Here is a 17245-nt window from a genome sequence, read left to right on the forward strand (position 1 = left end):
CTTTTCGAGCGGTGGGGCCTGCCTGTATGTCTTTGCCCGACAAGAAATCGGTAACCAAAACGCGATCAGGACATGATGACCAAAAGCCTTCTTTCCATGAACTGGGCGTTGAAACTTCCTCTGGTTCTTGGACTTGCGCTTGGCCTTTCGGCTTGTGGTGAAGCACCGACCCAATCGAGCAAATCCTTCTTGAACTTCGCTTCGGCCCGGCCTGAACCGGAAGGGATCGACCCGGAGCGGAAGGCTTTCGCTATTGCCATGGCGAAAGAGTTGCGCGCGCGCGGTCAGCGCGTTTGGTGCGTGCCCTTTGCCCGCAATGCCTCCGGGATCGAGATTCGTGGCAATGCCCGGACCTGGTGGTCGCAGGCGGAGGGCGTTTATGGCCGTGGCCATACCCCCAAACCCGGTGCGGTGATGGCGTTCACCGGCACGCGGAAACTGCCCTTGGGCCATGTTGCCGTGGTGTCCGAGGTCGTGTCGGAGCGCGAGATTCGCATCGACCACGCGAACTGGAAGCGCAATCAGCTTTCCTTCGGGATGACCGTGGTGGATGTGTCGCCGAAAAACGACTGGAGCGCAGTGCGTGTGATGAGCACGCCGGGCCAGTTGGGCCGCGTTTATCCGGTTTCTGGTTTTATCTACGAGCCCGAAACGCGCAGCTAACGTGGCTGCCCGCGCCTAGACCGGGAGCGGAACCTCGCTGTTGCGCTTCATGAAGCGTGCCATCTCTTCCGCTTCAAGTGGCGCAGACAGCAGATAGCCTTGCAAAACATCGCAACCCATGGCGCGCAGGTGGTTCGCTTGTTTTTGGGTCTCCACCCCTTCGGCGATTGTGTCGATCCCGAGCGCGCCTGCCATTTTGACGATGCCCCGCACCAGTTCCACCGCACGTTCGCTGTCCCGCATTGGGCCGATGATCCGCCGGTCCAGTTTAAGCGCGCCGGGGCGCAGCGCCATCAGGCACAAAAGCGAGGCGCGACCGGAGCCGAAGTCGTCAATCTCGAGCGAGACGCCCGCCGTCTGCAGCGCGGCCAGATTATCCCGCAAAGACTCGGAATCGGCATCAATGCAGAGCGATTCTCGCAATTCCAGCGCAACCTTTGTCGGGCCAAAATCCAACCCGGCCAGTTGCGCAGCAAACTCGGGTTCTTGCAGATCATCGGCCCCGATGTTGAAGGCGATCTTCGGCACGATCACCCCATCGGCGTGCCATTTCGCCAATATTGCATGGCTTTTGGCCATCATCATCGCATCAATGTCCGGCACGATTTGCATGTGTTCTGCAAGCGGCATGAAGGCCTCGGCACTGAGCAATCCGCGATGCGGATGCCGCCAGCGCACCAGCACCTCAACCCCCGTCAAGCGACCGGAGCGGGCGCAAAGCTGCGGTTGGAACCAAGGCTCCAATTCGCGGCGTTCCAAGGCGCGGTGCAGGTCCATGACCATTGTGCGATTGTCGTGGATACGCTTGGTCAGATTGCCTGAGAACACCTCCACCCGGTCCCGCCCAGCGGCCTTGGCGCGGTAAAGCGCAGCATCGGCGTAAAGCTGAAGCTCCTCGGTCAGGCCGGTGACATCGGGGGTGCGGACAATCCCGAAAGACGCAGTAATCCGGATCATCGTACCGCGATATTGGAAGGGCTCGCGCAGCGCACCGCGCAATTGCGCCACCACAGCCTCAGACCGCGCCACCGTGCTGCCCGGCGCCAGCAGCACCGAGAATTCATCGCCCCCCAAGCGCGCGGCGAAATCGCCGGTTTGCAAGGTGGCGCGCAGCACATCGGCCAAGCGGCGCAGTGCTTGGTCGCCCGCTTCATGGCCCAGCGTGTCATTGACATATTTGAAGTGATCCACGTCGATTTGGATCAGGGTGCAATCGCTCGGACCGTCTTCGCTGCGCGCGGCTTGCAGCCGTTCTTCCAGATGGCGGTCGAAATAGCGCCGGTTGGCAAGCCCCGTCAGCCCGTCATGCAGTGCCAGATGTTCGTTGCTTGCCCGCATCCGCTCGGCCAGCGCATAGGCTTTTTCCAGTTCGGTTTCCCGAGCGACGTCGCTTGTCACATCGTAAAGCCCGCCCGTCCAGATGGTTGAGCCATCGGCGCAGCGTTGCGGTGTGGAGGAGGCATTGAGCCAGATCAGTCCGCGTTTGGGGTGCAGATAGCGGAACCGCATCCGCCAAGGGGTCAGCGCAGAGGCGCTTTGCGCCGTGAGCTCATTCATCTTGGCGCGGTCTTCGGGCACGACGCGATCCAAAAGCGCGCCGCCAAGCGCCTCGATCTCAGGGCGTTCAAACCCGACTAAGTCGCTGAAACGCGCGCTGGAATAGGAAAACTCGGTCTCGCCATCCAACAAGAGGTGGTATTCAAACAATCCCACCGGCGCGATTTCGGTGATCGCATTCAACCTTGCGTGGGCTTGTTTGACCTCGGCTGCCGCGGCGATGGCCTGTGCTTCGACTTCAAGCCGGTCGGTGATGTCAACGGCCTTGCCAAACCATGTCATCGTTCCGTCAGGATGCGCGAAGGGGGACGCCCAAAGATGCACCCAGCGCACCGGCTGATCCTCGCGCACGACCCGAAACCGCAATTCCACGAGCGACAGCGTTTCGTGTGAAGCGGAGAAGCGCTCAACAAGTTTGGCGCAATCTTCCGGCGGCAGGAACATCCGGGCCGATTTGCCATCGGCCTTGAGTTGCTCTGCCGAGACCCCCAAAAGCTCCGGCAGCTTTTGCGTGAAGTAAGGAAACCACTGCCGATTGTTGGGTTCGCGGCGGTATTCAAACAGCGCGCCGGGCACGTTTTCGGCAATGGTATTGAGCCGTTCATGCGCCAATTGCAGCGCCGCGACCATTTCGCCTTTCTCGGTCACATCCGACACGATCCCATGCCAGACCACCGCGCCATCGGGTTGTGCATAAGGGATAGAAGACAGCTGCATCCAGCGCAGCCCGCGTTCGGGATGGTTGAGCCGATAACGCACGTCGAGCGGTGAAAGCTTTTCGCGCGATTGGGCGATTTCTGCGCCCAACATCTCGATATCGTCGGGGTGCACATTCCGCGCGGCAGCGCCGCCATCGGCTTCAATCTCCTCGCGCGAAACCCCCAATAGGTCAGGTAGACGGGCACTGAAATAGGGCAGATCCACCGTGCCAGACGGGTCTGCACGGTGCTCAAACAAGGCGCCGGGGGCATTGTCGGCAAGCGTGTTAAGCCGGTCGCGCGCGCGCCGCGCCGAGGCCGCGGTTTCGGCCAGTTGCGCCTCAATCTCTTTGCGCCGGGTGATGTCTTGGATCGCGCCGCTAAGCCGAATGGGCGCACCGTCTTCAAACGCGACCTCGCCCACGGAACGCACCCAAATCCTTTGGCCATCGGCACGGTTGAGCGGCAGTTCCAGATCCCAAGGCGTGCCGTCCTTTATGCCGGCCTCCACGGCGGCACGGATCGCCGGTTGCGCCTCGGGGGCGTAATAGGTGATGGCTTCTTCCAACCCGGGCGCATGGCCGAGGGGCACGCCATGAAGACGACAGGTTTCATCGGACCAAGAAACCTCGTTCGTCCGCAGATCAAGTTCCCAACTGCCCAGGCCTGCCAACATACCCGCGCGTTCCAGCAGGTCTTGCGCGCGACGCAGGCGAGACTCGCGCCGTTTCCATGCGTCAATCTCGCGATGCACGCCGCTCATCCATTCGGGCTTCCCATCCGGGGTCCAGCTGCGGACCCGGCCCAGATCGCGGATCCAGACCCACCGGCCCGATTTATGGCGAATGCGCGCCTCGATTTCATACCAACTGGTTTCGCCATCAAAATGGCGTTTCAACTCGGCTTCCGAGCGCGCCAAATCCTCAGGGTGGCACAGTTGCGCCCATGTCTTGATGCTGATCGGGTACAGTTCATGGAGCGTATAGCCCGCGATTTCGGCCCAGCGTTCGTCAAAGATCGTCTCGCCGGTTTGCACGTTCCAATGCCATTGCCCCAAATTGGCTGCGCTGACGATGGCGGCAAGTTGCGCTTTTTCGGCCCGCAAACGGGTGACTTCTTCAAGGGGCAGGGCTTGCTCGGTGAGCGTGGCGCGCCCCGGCAGGCCAGGGCCGAGGCGGATCAGTGTCACCAAAAAATAGCTCGGGCTGTCTTCGGGGCCTTCAAGCGTCAAGGTCGCATCGGTGGCGGTTGAGGCGAACCATTCCAAGACCTGCGCGCGTTCCGAGGGGGCAAACAGATCGGCAAGGGGGCGAAGCAAAAGCTCTGCCTGATCGTGGCCAAGCCGCGCACAAAGCATTTCATTCACCTCGGTCAGGCGGCCTTCACCGTCAAACGCCAATGCGATTGCAGGGCGTGGCGCGGCCAAAGCGGCCAGCGGGGCCGCAAGGGGGGGGGGCACAGGAACCAGTTCAATTGTCATTCACACCTCCGAAGCCGTCGGCGTTTGTGAGGCCGAGGGCGTTCAGTTCACGAGGTAAAGAAACCATTTCAGGGTTAATGGGTGCTTAAGACTTGGCGAGAAATTCAACAAAACAAGGGTTTTGCGCTGACCTGACAAAAGCAGTGCGCTTAATTTCGGGCAATTTCAGCAGCTTCGCTGACCTGACGTAAATTTAGGCGCAGATAAGAATTTTTGCCGCCTCATTTGCACAAAGGTTCGTGCGCTGAGTCGCTTTTGTGCGAGGCAAGATCGCGCACCATCCCCCTTGCGCCAGAGCACTTCCTTCGGTAGCCGGGGCGTCCTATAAACGAGCAGGCTCCGCAGAGGGCCGGAAAATGGGGTTGAACACGTGGCGCATATCATCGTTGTCGGCAATGAGAAGGGCGGTTCGGGAAAATCGACCACCAGTATGCATGTGGCCACCGCATTGGCGCGGATGGGCCATAAGGTCGGCGGGCTGGACCTTGACCTTCGGCAGCGCAGCTTTGGCCGTTATGTGGAAAACCGGCTGGCCTATATGGCGCGCGAAGGGCTGGACCTGCCGACGCCCGATTACCGCACCTTGCCCGAGGTGGATGCGGCAAGCCTTGCGCCGGGGGAAAACCCTTACGACCATCGGCTGTCGACCGCTGTGGCAGAGCTCGACCCGATTTGTGATTTCGTGATCATCGATTGCCCCGGCTCGCATACGCGGCTGAGCCAAGTGGCGCATTCGCTGGCCGATACGCTGATCACCCCGCTCAATGACAGTTTCATCGACTTTGACCTGCTGGCCCGGATCGACCCGGAAACATCGAAGGTCACGGGCCCCTCGATTTACTCGGAAATGGTCTGGTCGGCGCGGCAGTTGCGCGCGCGGGCCGGGCTGAAGCCGATTGACTGGATCGTGCTGCGCAACCGGATGGGCGCGCAACAGGCCCATAACAAGCGCAAGGTGGGCGAGGCGCTGGATCAGCTTTCCAAGCGGATCGGTTTCCGGGTGGCGCCGGGCTTCTCGGAACGGGTGATTTTCCGCGAACTGTTCCCGCGCGGCATGACGCTTTTGGATCTCCGCGATCTTGGGGTGGAAAACCTCAATATCTCCAACGTCGCCGCGCGGCAGGAATTGCGTGATCTGGTGAAAACGCTCGATCTGCCGGGCGTGACGGTAGATTTCTAAGGCTTAAAGGCTGCGCGCAGCCGCCCGAAACGGGGAGATTGGCGCGTGCAGGCAGCGGGCCTGTTTCGCATCGCCAAGCGCAGTCAGCCTTGCGGCGAAAACATCGTTTTCGGTGTGACGCAACCGCGCCCAAAGGGTGATCAGTCTCTGCGCCATCTTATCCTCCGTTCGTGGCCGCAAACCGTCTTGAGATCATCTTCCAAGGGATTTGCGGCCAAAACGGGGCCCTGTCAGGGTAAACGCGGGGCGTCTGTGTCGCTGGATTAGCGCTTCTTCATTGCATCGAGCAGCGCGGCGCCAAAAGCGCCGGTGCTATTGCCCCCTTTGGGTCCGGCCTGCATCGGGCCCTTGCCTTTGGGGCCTTTGGGCTTGTCCGGCCCGCGCGCGGCACGCTCTTCACGCGCAGAAGTGCCACCGTCTTTGCGCATCGTCAGCCCAATGCGTTTGCGCGGCACATCCACTTCGGTCACGCGAACCTTCACTACATCGCCCGCTTTCACCACCTCATGCGGGTCTTTGACGAACCGATCCGCCAGTTGGGAGATATGGACGAGCCCATCTTGGTGCACGCCAATGTCGACAAAGGCGCCAAAGGCGGCGACGTTGGTGACCGTGCCTTCCAACTGCATGCCGGGTTTGAGGTCTTTGATATCTTCCACGCCATCGGCAAAGGCAGCGGTCACAAAGCTCGGGCGCGGGTCACGGCCCGGTTTTTCAAGCTCTGCCAGAATATCGCGCACCGTGGGCAAGCCGAAAGTCTCGGTGACAAAATCCTGCGCGCGCAGCCGGGTGAGCGTGGCGCTATCCCCCATCAGGCTGCGGATATCACGCCCGCAGGCTTTCACGATGGCGCGGGCCACATCATAGGCCTCGGGGTGAACAGAAGAGGCATCCAGCGGTTCAACGCCGTCGGTGATCCGCAAGAACCCGGCGCATTGCTCAAAGGCGCGCGGCCCAAGGCGGGCCACTTTCAGCAGTTCTTTGCGGGCCTTGAAGGCGCCGTTGCTATCACGATGCGCGACAATCGCCTCGGCCAGCCCGGGCCCGAGGCCCGAAACATGGGCGAGCAAAGGCGCTGAGGCGGTGTTGAGGTCCACCCCCACGGCGTTCACCGCATCTTCCACCACGCCCTCCAGCGCGCGGCCCAGTTTCGATTGATCCACATCGTGTTGGTATTGGCCCACGCCGATGGACTTCGGTTCAATCTTCACCAGTTCGGCGAGCGGGTCTTGCAGCCGCCGCGCAATCGACACCGCGCCGCGCAGGCTTACGTCAAGCTCGGGGAATTCGCGCGCGGCGAGCTCGGAGGCCGAATAGACCGAGGCCCCTGCCTCCGACACCACCACTTTGGTGGGGGCTTTTGCTTGGCTCGGCAAAAGCTTCAACGTTTCGGCCACCATGCGTTCCGTTTCACGGCTTGCCGTGCCGTTGCCGATGGCGATCAGTTCCACCCCATGCGCCGTGATGAGACGCATAAGTGCAGCTTGCGCGCCGCGCATATCGCTTTTGGGCGGGAAGGGGTAAAGCGTGTCGGTGGCCAACAGCTTGCCCGTGGCATCGACCACGGCGGCTTTTACCCCCGTGCGAATGCCGGGGTCGAGGCCGAGCGTCGCCTTGGCCCCCGCCGGAGCAGCGAGCAACAGATCTTTGAGGTTGCGCGAGAAAACGCGGATCGCCTCTTCCTGCGCACGGCCACGCATATCGGACAAAAGATCCAGCATCATCGACAGGCTGAGTTTCACCCGCCACGTCCAGCCCGCCGCTTTGCGCAGCCACTCATCGCCGGGGGTTTTGCCGCGTGCATCAAGCACAGCGGCCACCATCGCCTCGGCGCGGGCAACGCCGTCTTCATCGGGGCTGATGTCGAGCGTCAGCACTCCTTCATTGGAGCCGCGCAGCATGGCCAAGGCGCGGTGGCTGGGCACATCGGCCCAACGCTCGCGATGGTCGAAATAGTCGGAAAACTTCGCGCCCTTTTCCTGCTGACCGTCGACGACCTTCGCCGTCAGATAGGCTTCGCGGGTGAGGTAATCGCGCAAAGACCCAAGCAGTTGCGCGTTTTCGACCAGACTTTCCGCTACAATCTCGCGCGCGCCATTGAGCGCATCTTTCACCGTGGGCACGGCTTCGGAAATGTATCCATCCGCCAAAGCTTCGGGTGTGGCGCTGCGATCCGCCAAGATTGCATCGACCAGCGCAGCGAGCCCATTTTCGCGCGCCATCATAGCTTTGGTGCGGCGCTTGGGCTTATAGGGCAGGTAAAGGTCTTCCAGTTCCGCCTTGGTCTCGGCCTGTGCGAGCGCCTTGGCAAGATCATCGGTCATTTTGCCTTGATCGGTGATCGAGGAAATGATCGCCGCGCGCCGGGCCTCGCGTTCGCGCAGATAATCCAGCCGCTCGGCCAGTTTGCGCAATTGCGTGTCATCCAGCCCCCCAGTCACCTCTTTACGATAGCGCGCGACAAAGGGCACCGTCGCGCCGCCATCCAACAGTTCAACCGCCGCGCCCACTTGGGCGGGGGTGGCATCAATATCTGTGGCAATAGTGCGGGCGATGCGGGTGGCGGTATCCATGCGTTCCTCCGATGCTGGAGGGGTGATGTAGCCCCCCCGCCCGCGCGGAGCAAGGCTTGACACTCCCGGCTGAGCGGCGCCCATTGCACGCATAAGGAGCCCCTCATGCAAGACTATCATTCTAAACTGGAAACCCGCCTGATCCGCTATTGCGAGGTCGATACGCAAAGCGATGAGGAAAGCCCGACTTCGCCCAGCACAGCGATTCAGCTCAACCTTGCCAAGATTTTGGCGCAGGAATTGGAGGCGATTGGCGCGCAAGAGGTGCATATCACCGATTACGGCGTGGTTTTGGCGACCGTTCCCGCCACCGCCGAAGGCCCGGTGATTGGGATGCTGGCGCATATGGACACCGCACCGGCCTATAATGCGGTGGGGGTGAAGCCGCGCGTCATTCGTGGCTATAACGGCGGTGAGATCACTTACCCAGATGCGCCGGGTCTGGTGAACTCCCCCGCGCGCAACCCTTATTTGGGCGAGAAGGTCGGCCATGATCTGATCACCGCTTCTGGTGCCACGCTTTTGGGGGCGGATGACAAAGCGGGCGTGGCCATTTTGATGACGCTTGCCGAGCATTTGATTGCCAACCCCGATGTGCCGCATGGTAAGGTCCGGTTGGCCTTCACGCCGGATGAAGAAATTGGTCGCGGTGTCGATGCCCGTCTGCCCGCCGATCTGGGCGCGGATTTCGCCTATACGCTCGATGGCGGCGCGGTGGGCGAGATCGAATATGAAAGCTTCTCGGCCGATGGGGCGAAGGTGAAGGTGGTGGGCGTTTCCACCCACCCCGGCACGGCCACCGGCAAAATGGTCAATGCGCTGCATCTGGCCGCCAAAATCATCGACATGCTGCCGCAAGCCACGCAAACCCCCGAAGTCGTCGAGGGGCGCGAGGGTTTTTGGCACATCACCAATATTGCGGGCACAGCGGCGGAGGTCGAATTCTCGATCATCCTGCGCGACTTTGAACTGGATGGCCTCGCTGCGCGGGGAGAGATGTTGCAGCAGGTTTGCGCGGCTGTAGCGGCCACCGAACCGCGCGCCACGATCACCTGCACGATCAAACCGCAATATCGCAACATGCGCTATTGGCTTGAAAAGGATATGACGCCTGTCGATCTGGCGCGCGACGCTTGCCGTGATGCCGGGATCGAGCCTTTGTCGGTGCCGATCCGTGGTGGCACCGATGGGTCGCGGCTGACCGAAATGGGTGTGCCTTGCCCGAATATCTTCACTGGCATGCAAGACATTCACGGCCCGCTCGAATGGGTGTCTGTGCAAGATATGGCGGTGGCGACCGATGTTTGCCTGCGGCTGCTCACCCGTGCTGCCAAGGCATGATCGGCGCGCTCGTTAAAGCTGAGTCTGAGCTATAACTATCAGACCATTAAAGAAATTCTGATAGGGGCGCGACGGAAACGTCGCGCTCCAACGTTTGGTTTGCGAAATCTCCCCAAGAGGGCAGCAAGCCCTCATCCATCAGAAAGACAGTGAAAATGAATTCCGCTCTTAGCCGTTATGCCACCCCGTTCATCACCGGGTTGTTCCTTGTCTCGCTTGTCTCTGGCGTGGCGCTTTTCTTCCATGTGGGCATGGGCACCTTCCATGAAATGCACGAGATTTTGTCGATGGTGCTGATCGTGCCGTTTGTGCTGCATGTGTGGAAGAACTGGCGCTCGGTGGTGAATTACCTCAAACGCGCGCCGATGTGGATTGGCTTGGCCGTGTCGCTGTTGGTGGCGGTGCCCTTTGCGCTGCCGAGTTCGGGTTCCGAAGGCCGCTCGGGCCCGCCGCAATTCGCCATCGCGATGACGGTGCTGCAAAGCTCGGTTCAAGATGTTGCGCCGATTTTTGGCACCGATGGGGCAGGCCTTACTGCCAAGCTGACTGCGGCAGGCTTCACCGTGACGGACCCGAGCGAGAGCCTGATGGCAGTGGCCGAGGGCTCTGGCCAATCGGTTGAGGCGGTGGCGGCGGCGCTGGTCGCGCGCTAATTATTGCGCCTTACGAAAGCCAAAGCCGCGCCAGCGCGGCTTCTGGTGTTTCGCGGCCGCCGTTTTCAACGCCCGCCTCCCAAAGCGCGGCCCCGGCGGCATAGGCCCCTGGGCTGAGCCCGCCCGCCTCGCATTGGCTGACCGCGCGTAGCCGTTTGCCTTGGGCAATCGCGCTGCGCAACACCGCCAAGATGGCCGGGTTATTCATCACCGTGCCTGCGCCAAAAACACGTAAAACCGCCCCGTCGAGCGCGTCGAGCATGGCGCCAAGTGCGCTCGCTGGCAGGCCGGGGGAAAGGCTTAGAACCGCGAATTTTCGGTCTAGCTCAAAACGCTTCCGGGCGGGGGGTGTGCCGGGGTCTTGCGGTTGGCTGCGAAAGGCATTGGCGGCGTGGCTATCATGTTTCACCAGCCCTGCCGCGGGCAAAAGCCGCCCGTCAAAGGCCAAATCTACGCCGACGCCGGGGGCTTGGGCCGCCGCAAGCGCCAGATCAAGGTTGCGCTCTGCATCGCCACCTTGGCCCAAGGGCTGCATCGACCCGCACATCACCACACGCCGTCCGGCCCCCGCCAAAGCTTGCGAAAGCGCCGCGCCGGTAAACGCCATTGTATCGGTGCCATGGGTCACAAGCGCGGGCAGGCCCGGATGCGCATCGAGCGCATCCAAAATCGCATTCCAATCGGCGGGGCCAATATCGGCGCTGTCGCGCAAAGGCGCAAAGACATGCGCTTTGAGCGCCACCCCTTCGGGTAGTCGCGCGGCAATGGCGGCCTCGACCAGCCCCGGTTCGGGGCGTAGCCCATGCGGCCCCGGCGCCATGCCGATGGTGCCGCCAGTATGGATCAGCAAGAGTGTCATAGGGATGCATTGCCGCAGGCTTTGCGCTAACGCAAGCGGGACAAAAGGTCAGCAGCCTGCGAGAATCGGCCTGCTTTGGCGGGCATTACGGGCGACTCATCCGCCCACACTTTCCGCCGCGTCAGGGCTTGCGCGGAAATCCGCTTGCCGCAGCGCTTGAAAACGGTTGATTATTGGGCGAAACCGGCCTTTGCAGGTGCAGAACGCGCAACTTCGTGCCTGTTACATGCCAAGATGCGCAACTTTGCGCCGAAACTTGCAAAGCTCCCTTTGTTTGACGGGAGTGTGACGCAATCTCTCTTGCCAGTTTTTAAGCGCTATGACTATAGAAACAGCAATTAGGCCGCGTTTTTGCGGACTTTAGAACTATATGAGTTTGAACGAAAACACATGCCTTCCGACCATGCCAATCCCCCTCTCTGCTTGACCCGTCGCCACTTGCTGGCGTCGCTGTCTTCGGCTGCGGTTTTGGCCGGGGCTGGGCTTGTTCCGCAGCGGCTGAACGCGCAAGAGACCGCGCTGCCGGAAGTGCCTGCGGAGATCACGCCGCCTGCCGCGGTGCAGCGCCCGTTCAGCTTTGAAATGCTCACCGATGAGATGCGCGCGATGGCCGCTGCGGCCCCTGTGCCGCCCGCGACCTTGCCCGACACGTTCCTGTCGCATCTTACCTATGATCATTACCGTCTGATCCGCTTCGACCCGGAGCGCGCGCGCTTTGCTGATGTCGAAAACAGCCGCTTCTTGCTGCATGCGTTCCATCTGGGCTGGCTCTTCAAAGAGCCCGTGCTGCTTTACGAGGTGAAAGACGGTGAAGCCCAGCCGATGGGCTTTGACACCGACGATTTCATCTATGAGCGCGAAAGCCGCGCGAAAGTGCCCGAACATGAGCCGCTGCCGGGTGTGGCGGGCTTCCGGTTGCACACGCCGCTCAACCGCCCCGATCTTTTTGATGAATTGGTGGCTTTCCAAGGCGCGTCCTACTTCCGCGCTTTGGGGCGCAATTCGGCCTATGGGCTTTCGGCGCGCGGTCTGGCGGTCAATACGGGCCTTTCGGTGGCCGAGGAATTCCCGCGCTTTACCCGGTTCTGGATTCAGCGTCCCGAACCCGGATCGGAAGTGATCACGATCTGGGCGGCGCTTGAAAGCCAATCGCTGACCGGGGCGTATAAATTCACCATCACGCCGGGCTTTGAAACGGTGATGGAGGTGACCGCGCGGCTCTTCTTCCGCGCTGATGTGCAGCAATTGGGCATCGCGCCGCTGACCTCGATGTTCCTTTTTGCGGAACGCAACCGGGCGGATTTTGACGATTTCCGCCCCAATGTGCATGACAGCGATGGGCTGGGGATTGTGCGCGCGGATGGCGATCTGCTGTGGCGTCCGCTCGCGAACCCGCCGCGGCTCGCCTCGTCTTATTTCTCGGAAACGGCGCCGCAGTCCTTTGGGCTTTACCAACGCGACCGTGAGTTCGACCATTACCAAGACGATGCGGCGCATTATGAAAAGCGCCCCTCTTGCGTGGTGGAACCCATCGGCGATTGGGGTAAGGGCGTGATCCGCTTGGTCGAGATCCCCTCCGATCTGGAAGTGAACGACAATATCGTTGCCTTCTGGATCCCCGAAACCGAGGCGAAAGCAGGCGAAAGCCGCGAGTTTTCGTATCGGCTGCGCTGGGGCGATCTTGAATTCGATCCGGCGGATGAACGTGCCCATGTCAAAGAAACCCGCGCGGGCGAAGGCGGGGTTTCGGGCGTGGAGAACACCGACGGCACCCGCAAATTCGTGATAGACTTTGTGGGCGGACTGATGGACGCCCTGCCGCACGATGCCGCCAAGGACCTGACAATCAATGCAAGTGCTTGGAATGGTGAAATTGTTACCAAAGTACTCTCTCGGAATACCACCGATGGCATCTGGCGGCTTGTGCTCGATGTTCGGCCCACGCGGGGCGATACGGTGGAACTGGCTGCCCATATCGCGGGTTATGGTCGCAAGCTGACCGAAACCTGGCTTTATCAATGGATCCACGCATGAGTGCGCATACCCCCCATATCACTGCGCTTGCGTCCGAACACGTCTCGGGCGAAGCCCTGACTGCCGATGCGCTGATCGCCGGGCCTTGTGCCTTGCCCACAGCGCCCCTTGCCATGCCGCCGCAAACAATCGAGCACGAGCTTGGTTTCTTCCGGCGTTTGCTGGCCAGCCTGCATCCGCAAGCCGCGCCCTCTCCGGGCCCCGGTCTGTAACCTGATGGCATCGCGCCTGATATCTCGCGTGGGGCTTTATGCTCTGCGCGCCTTAGCGCTAACCCTGAGCCTTGTGGCCGGGGGCGGCGCTTTTGTGCTGTTTTTGCAGTTTGGCGCAGCCGATGGGATCGATACGCTCGATATTGCACGGGCGCTGTTGATCTTGATCTCGACGCTTTGGTTGGCTTGGGGGGCGGTGCAGGCGCTGATCGGCCTGACCTCTGCTGCCCGGCCGCCCGCCTATGATCCGCATGGCCCCATTCGGGGCCGCACCGTGGTTTTGGTGCCGGTCTACAACGAAGACCCGCTGGTCACCTTTGCGCGGATCGCGGCAATGGATGCCTCTCTTGCTGCCACGGGTGACCCGGCTGAGGTGCATTTTGCCATTTTGTCTGACACCCGCAATGATCTGATCGCCGCGCGCGAAAAGCAGGTTTTCGCGCAATTGGTGGCAGAGCGGAACGGGGTCGGGCGGTTCTTCTATCGTCGCCGAGAACAAAACACGGGCAAAAAAGCGGGCAACATCGAGGATTTCATCACCCGCTCTGGCGCCGCCTATGATTACGCGGTGATCTTGGATGCCGACAGCCTGATGGAAGGCCACACCATCTTGCAGATGATCCGCCGGATTGAGGCGGAGTCGCGCTTGGGGCTGTTGCAAACTCTGCCCAAAGTCATTCGCGCGCGGTCGCGGTTTGGTCGAGCAATGCAGTTCTCGGCCGCCTTCTTTTCGCCGATCTTCGCGCGTGGCCTTGCGATGATGCAGGGCGATACCGGGCCATTTTGGGGCCATAACGCGATTGTCCGTGTGCGCGCCTTTGCCGAAAGCTGCGGCCTGCCCGCGCTGAAGGGCAAGCCGCCCTTTGGTGGCCATGTGCTCAGCCATGATTACGTGGAAGCCGCGCTCTTGGCGCGCGCGGATTGGATCGTCCGGCTCGATGACGATCTGGGGGGCAGCTATGAGGAAGGCCCGGAAAATATCGTCGATCACGCCAAGCGCGACCGGCGTTGGTGCCAAGGCAACTTGCAACATGGTCGGATCATTGGCGCGCCGGGGTTGAAACCTTGGTCGCGTTTTGTCTTTGCCCAAGGGATCATGGCCTATATCGCGCCGCTGTTTTGGCTTGGCTTCATTCTGGCGTCGATCGCGGCCCCGCTTTTGGCGCCGAAGCCTGATTACTTCCCGATTCCCGATTGGCCGATCCCCTATTTTCCGCCCTCGGCCGCCTCTAAGGCGATTGGGCTGGCGATTGGCATTTTCGGGCTGCTGCTTTTGCCGAAGATTTTGATTGCGGCGCGGGCTGCGCTGAGCGGTGAGGCGAGTCGGTTTGGCGGCGCGGCCATTGCCTTTGCCTCCACCTTCGCGGAACTGCTGCTGTCATCGCTTACTGCACCGGTTTTGTTGATGTATTCCACACGTTCGGTGTTGCAGGTGCTGTTGGGGCGGGATGGGGGCTGGCCCACTAACAACCGCGGCGATGGCACGCTGAGCCTAAAAGACAGCTTCGCCGCTTCGCATTGGATTGTGACCATTGGCCTGATTGGGCTGATGGCGACATGGACCTTTGCCCCCGGTCTGTTCTTGTGGCTGCTTCCCGTCGGCGTGCCGATGGTGTTGGCGCCGCTGATCCTTGTCTGGTCGTCGCGGCCTTCGCGGTCGCGGCTGATGGGGGTGCCTGCCGAATATGCCAAGCCCGCCGTTGTGGCGCTGCATGATGCGGTGCTCGATCGTTGGGCGCTTGATGCCGAACGCGCCGAGGCGGATGCCTCCGGCCAGATTTCTCAGGGAAGTGTCGCACAGAATGGCTAACGCCCCCAAGTTTTCGCAGCCTGCCGGTTTGCCGGCAGGGGCTCGTGATCCGCGTCTGGATTTCTTCCGGGGGCTGAGTTTGGTGATGATTTACATCAACCACATCCCGGGAAACTTTTACGAGCATTTCACTTCGCGCAACCTTGGCCCTTCGGATGCGGCAGAGGCGTTTGTCTTTATGTCGGGCTGTGCGGCGGCGCTCGCCTATGGGCCAAAGCTGAAAGACGGGCTCAACTGGCCGGGCATTCGCAAGGTTTGGGGCCGGGCATGGCTGCTCTATATGGTGCATATCCTGACCACGGTCTGGGCGATTGCCATTGCGGCCAGTGCCACGCTCTGGTTCGGCGGCGAGGCGATGTTGGAGCGCAATGCCTTTGGCCCGCTGTTGGAGACGCCGCTTGAGTTTTTGGTGGGTATCGCCACGCTGGGCCACCAACTTGGCTATGTGAATATTTTGCCGATGTATGCGGTGATGCTTTTGGGGGCGCCGTTCCTGATACGGCTTGGACAACGCTCAATGTGGGGGCTTTTCGCCTTTACCGTTGGGTTTTGGGTGCTTACGGGGCTCACCCGGCTCGATCCGCCCAACTTCCCCTATAAGGGCGGGTGGTTCTTCAACCCCTTTGCTTGGCAGCTCTTGTTCAGCCTTGGCATTTTGACCGGGCTTGCCTTGCGCAACGGTAAGCGGCTGGTGCCGGTGACGCATTGGCTGATCTGGCCGGTTTTTGCTTGGCTGATCTTTGCCTTTGCTTGGGTGCATATGGATGTGCTGCTGAAAAACGTTGGCCACGCGATGTGGCAGTTGCGCCAATGGGGGGTGCCGTTTTTCCTTGTGAACTCCGACAAGACCTTTGTCGGCGTGCCCCGCCTGCTGCATTTCTTGGGGCTGGCCTATATTCTGTCGCTGCCTTGGTTGGTGCCGCAGATCGCGGCGTCGCGCTGGACCAAGCCCATTCGCACCCTTGGCAAGCAGGGTTTGCAGGTGTTTGCGCTGGGCACGGTGCTGGCGATCTTTAGCCAAGCGGTGAAGGTCTCAAACGAGGCGGGTGGCTTTGCGCAAGACAGCGCGCTGATCTTTGGCGGGCTTGCCATTCAATGGGCCTTCGCGGCGATACGCGAATATATCAAGCCGCATCCCAACCGCCCGCAGCCCGTGCCGCAGGCGGGGCAGTCACAGGCGCAAAGTTAAATCTCGAGTTTGCCAGCGGCGGCGCGCAAGGCTTTGAGCGCCGCTTGCACTTTGGGGGTGCGGTGCAAGTCCACATGCGTCACCAGCCAAAACGGGCTGTCCCATTCGGGTTGCGGTGGCACCACTTCGACCAAGCGCGGATCGTCTTGTGCTTGCAGCACCGGCAAGAAGCCAAGCCCCAAACCCGCCACCACAGCCGTGAACTGCGAGGCGATCTCGTTCGCCATGAACACCACCGATTCTGTGGGTTGCGTTTGCGCAAGCCAGCGGAAGAAGGGCGCGCGGCTGTCGCGTGTATCGGGGCCAATGAAGCGATGTCCCGAAAGATCATCAAGCCCTTTTGGGCGGCCATAGCGTTCCAGATAGGCGTGCGAGGCATAAAGCGCGGTGCGGTTGATACCCAACTGGCTTACGACGTTATCGGGCTCTGTCGGGCGCGCGCCCGCGCGAATGGCCACATGCGCTTCACCATATTCGAGCCGAAACACCCGTTGGTCGGTGATATAGCGCAGCACCAAGGCCGGGTGTTGGTGCATTAGGTCTGCCATGGCAGGCATCACGAGACCACCCAGCACCGGCAAAGAGGTGATGATCAGCTCACCACGCATTTCCTCGCCCGCGCCAGAGATGCGCGCGGCCAATTGCGAAAACTGATCTTCGGTCGCTTGGCCCACGGCCAAAAGCTGGCTTCCGGCCTCTGTCGGTGTGTAGCCGCGCGGATGGCGTTGGAAGAGTTTGGTGCCCAGACGCCCCTCAAGCGCGTCTACATGGCGGATCACCGTGGCATGGTGCACGCCCAGAACTTCGGCTGCCCCTGAAACGGTTCCCACGCGCGCCACCTGATAAGCAGTGCGGATCTCATCCCAGTTTTCGAAGCGCATTTGTGCACCTATGAACGTATTTGGCCCTACATTTCGCATTTCGTTCCTGAATGCAAGGTGGTGCAGTGCCGCGCCCGGGCAAACCGGTCTGCTTTTGCCACAGCGCAGGGGCTGT

At 61.2% G+C, this 17245-nt stretch carries 13 protein-coding genes; 8 read left to right on the forward strand and 5 right to left on the reverse strand.

What is annotated here, in order from left to right:
* Positions 1-75 precede the first annotated feature (75 nt).
* On the forward strand, positions 76-663 hold the full coding sequence (locus CRO18_RS10965; RefSeq protein WP_249276048.1) for a CHAP domain-containing protein: 588 nt from the start codon (positions 76-78) through the stop codon (positions 661-663).
* A gap of 15 nt (positions 664-678) precedes the next feature.
* On the opposite strand, the gene CRO18_RS10970 is transcribed toward CRO18_RS10965, so the two are convergent.
* Entirely contained in the window at positions 679-4398 is a 3720-nt protein-coding gene (locus tag CRO18_RS10970) for a PAS domain-containing protein (RefSeq protein ID WP_097082130.1), read from the reverse strand.
* A gap of 370 nt (positions 4399-4768) precedes the next feature.
* On the opposite strand from CRO18_RS10970, the gene CRO18_RS10975 reads away from it, so the two are divergent.
* On the forward strand, positions 4769-5578 hold the full coding sequence (locus CRO18_RS10975; RefSeq protein ID WP_076486254.1) for a division plane positioning ATPase MipZ: 810 nt from the start codon (positions 4769-4771) through the stop codon (positions 5576-5578).
* A gap of 3 nt (positions 5579-5581) precedes the next feature.
* Here the strand turns inward: CRO18_RS10975 and CRO18_RS18825 are convergent, their stop codons facing one another.
* Both CRO18_RS18825 and CRO18_RS10980 read right to left on the reverse strand, forming a co-directional pair.
* Positions 5582-5734: a hypothetical protein gene (locus tag CRO18_RS18825; protein ID WP_170952638.1), complete on the reverse strand. Its 153-nt coding sequence runs from the start codon at positions 5732-5734 to the stop codon at positions 5582-5584.
* 107 nt (positions 5735-5841) lie between these two features.
* Entirely contained in the window at positions 5842-8151 is a 2310-nt protein-coding gene (locus tag CRO18_RS10980; RefSeq protein WP_097082131.1) for a Tex family protein, read from the reverse strand.
* A gap of 105 nt (positions 8152-8256) precedes the next feature.
* On the opposite strand from CRO18_RS10980, the gene pepT reads away from it, so the two are divergent.
* Both pepT and CRO18_RS10990 read left to right on the forward strand, forming a co-directional pair.
* Entirely contained in the window at positions 8257-9492 is a 1236-nt protein-coding gene (pepT, locus tag CRO18_RS10985; protein WP_076486256.1) for a peptidase T, read from the forward strand.
* A 155-nt stretch (positions 9493-9647) separates the two neighbouring features.
* On the forward strand, positions 9648-10145 hold the full coding sequence (locus CRO18_RS10990) for a DUF4405 domain-containing protein (RefSeq protein WP_097082132.1): 498 nt from the start codon (positions 9648-9650) through the stop codon (positions 10143-10145).
* 10 nt (positions 10146-10155) lie between these two features.
* On the opposite strand, the gene CRO18_RS10995 is transcribed toward CRO18_RS10990, so the two are convergent.
* A complete protein-coding gene (locus tag CRO18_RS10995) occupies positions 10156-11004 on the reverse strand; it encodes an asparaginase domain-containing protein (protein ID WP_097082133.1) in 849 nt (282 codons plus the stop codon).
* 390 nt (positions 11005-11394) lie between these two features.
* Between CRO18_RS10995 and CRO18_RS11000 the strand changes: the two genes are divergently transcribed.
* The 4 genes from CRO18_RS11000 to CRO18_RS11015 are packed head-to-tail and all read left to right on the forward strand — an operon-like array spanning position 11395 to position 16249.
* The gene (locus CRO18_RS11000; RefSeq protein WP_097082134.1) at positions 11395-13038 is read left to right on the forward strand and encodes a glucan biosynthesis protein; all 1644 of its coding nucleotides are present in this window, start codon (positions 11395-11397) and stop codon (positions 13036-13038) included.
* Positions 13035-13250 (forward strand): hypothetical protein, encoded by a 216-nt coding sequence (locus CRO18_RS11005; RefSeq protein ID WP_076486260.1) that lies wholly within the window; start codon positions 13035-13037, stop codon positions 13248-13250. The genes CRO18_RS11000 and CRO18_RS11005 overlap by 4 nt, the downstream gene beginning before the upstream one ends.
* Positions 13251-13254: 4 nt before the next feature.
* On the forward strand, positions 13255-15060 hold the full coding sequence (mdoH, locus tag CRO18_RS11010) for a glucans biosynthesis glucosyltransferase MdoH (RefSeq protein WP_097082135.1): 1806 nt from the start codon (positions 13255-13257) through the stop codon (positions 15058-15060).
* Entirely contained in the window at positions 15053-16249 is a 1197-nt protein-coding gene (locus CRO18_RS11015; RefSeq protein ID WP_170952639.1) for an OpgC family protein, read from the forward strand. The genes mdoH and CRO18_RS11015 overlap by 8 nt, the downstream gene beginning before the upstream one ends.
* Here the strand turns inward: CRO18_RS11015 and CRO18_RS11020 are convergent.
* Positions 16246-17130 (reverse strand): LysR family transcriptional regulator, encoded by an 885-nt coding sequence (locus CRO18_RS11020; RefSeq protein WP_097082136.1) that lies wholly within the window; start codon positions 17128-17130, stop codon positions 16246-16248. The genes CRO18_RS11015 and CRO18_RS11020 overlap by 4 nt on opposite strands.
* Between the last annotated feature and the right edge of the window lie 115 nt (positions 17131-17245).

The organism is Rhodobacter sp. JA431, assembly GCF_900217725.1.
In the GTDB taxonomy this organism is placed as follows: domain Bacteria; phylum Pseudomonadota; class Alphaproteobacteria; order Rhodobacterales; family Rhodobacteraceae; genus Rhodobacter; species Rhodobacter aestuarii.

Coding starts and splice junctions, on each gene's coding strand:
- CRO18_RS18825 (WP_170952638.1), bottom strand. CDS start 5,734: ATGGCGCAGAGACTGATCACCCTTTGGGCGCGGTTGCGTCACACCGAA.
- CRO18_RS10995 (WP_097082133.1), bottom strand. CDS start 11,004: ATGACACTCTTGCTGATCCATACTGGCGGCACCATCGGCATGGCGCCG.
- CRO18_RS11000 (WP_097082134.1), top strand. CDS start 11,395: ATGCCTTCCGACCATGCCAATCCCCCTCTCTGCTTGACCCGTCGCCAC.
- CRO18_RS11020 (WP_097082136.1), bottom strand. CDS start 17,130: ATGCGCTTCGAAAACTGGGATGAGATCCGCACTGCTTATCAGGTGGCG.
- pepT (WP_076486256.1), top strand. CDS start 8,257: ATGCAAGACTATCATTCTAAACTGGAAACCCGCCTGATCCGCTATTGC.
- CRO18_RS10970 (WP_097082130.1), bottom strand. CDS start 4,398: ATGACAATTGAACTGGTTCCTGTGCCCCCCCCCCTTGCGGCCCCGCTG.
- CRO18_RS11005 (WP_076486260.1), top strand. CDS start 13,035: ATGAGTGCGCATACCCCCCATATCACTGCGCTTGCGTCCGAACACGTC.
- CRO18_RS11015 (WP_170952639.1), top strand. CDS start 15,053: ATGGCTAACGCCCCCAAGTTTTCGCAGCCTGCCGGTTTGCCGGCAGGG.
- CRO18_RS10980 (WP_097082131.1), bottom strand. CDS start 8,151: ATGGATACCGCCACCCGCATCGCCCGCACTATTGCCACAGATATTGAT.
- CRO18_RS10965 (WP_249276048.1), top strand. CDS start 76: ATGACCAAAAGCCTTCTTTCCATGAACTGGGCGTTGAAACTTCCTCTG.
- CRO18_RS10990 (WP_097082132.1), top strand. CDS start 9,648: ATGAATTCCGCTCTTAGCCGTTATGCCACCCCGTTCATCACCGGGTTG.
- mdoH (WP_097082135.1), top strand. CDS start 13,255: ATGGCATCGCGCCTGATATCTCGCGTGGGGCTTTATGCTCTGCGCGCC.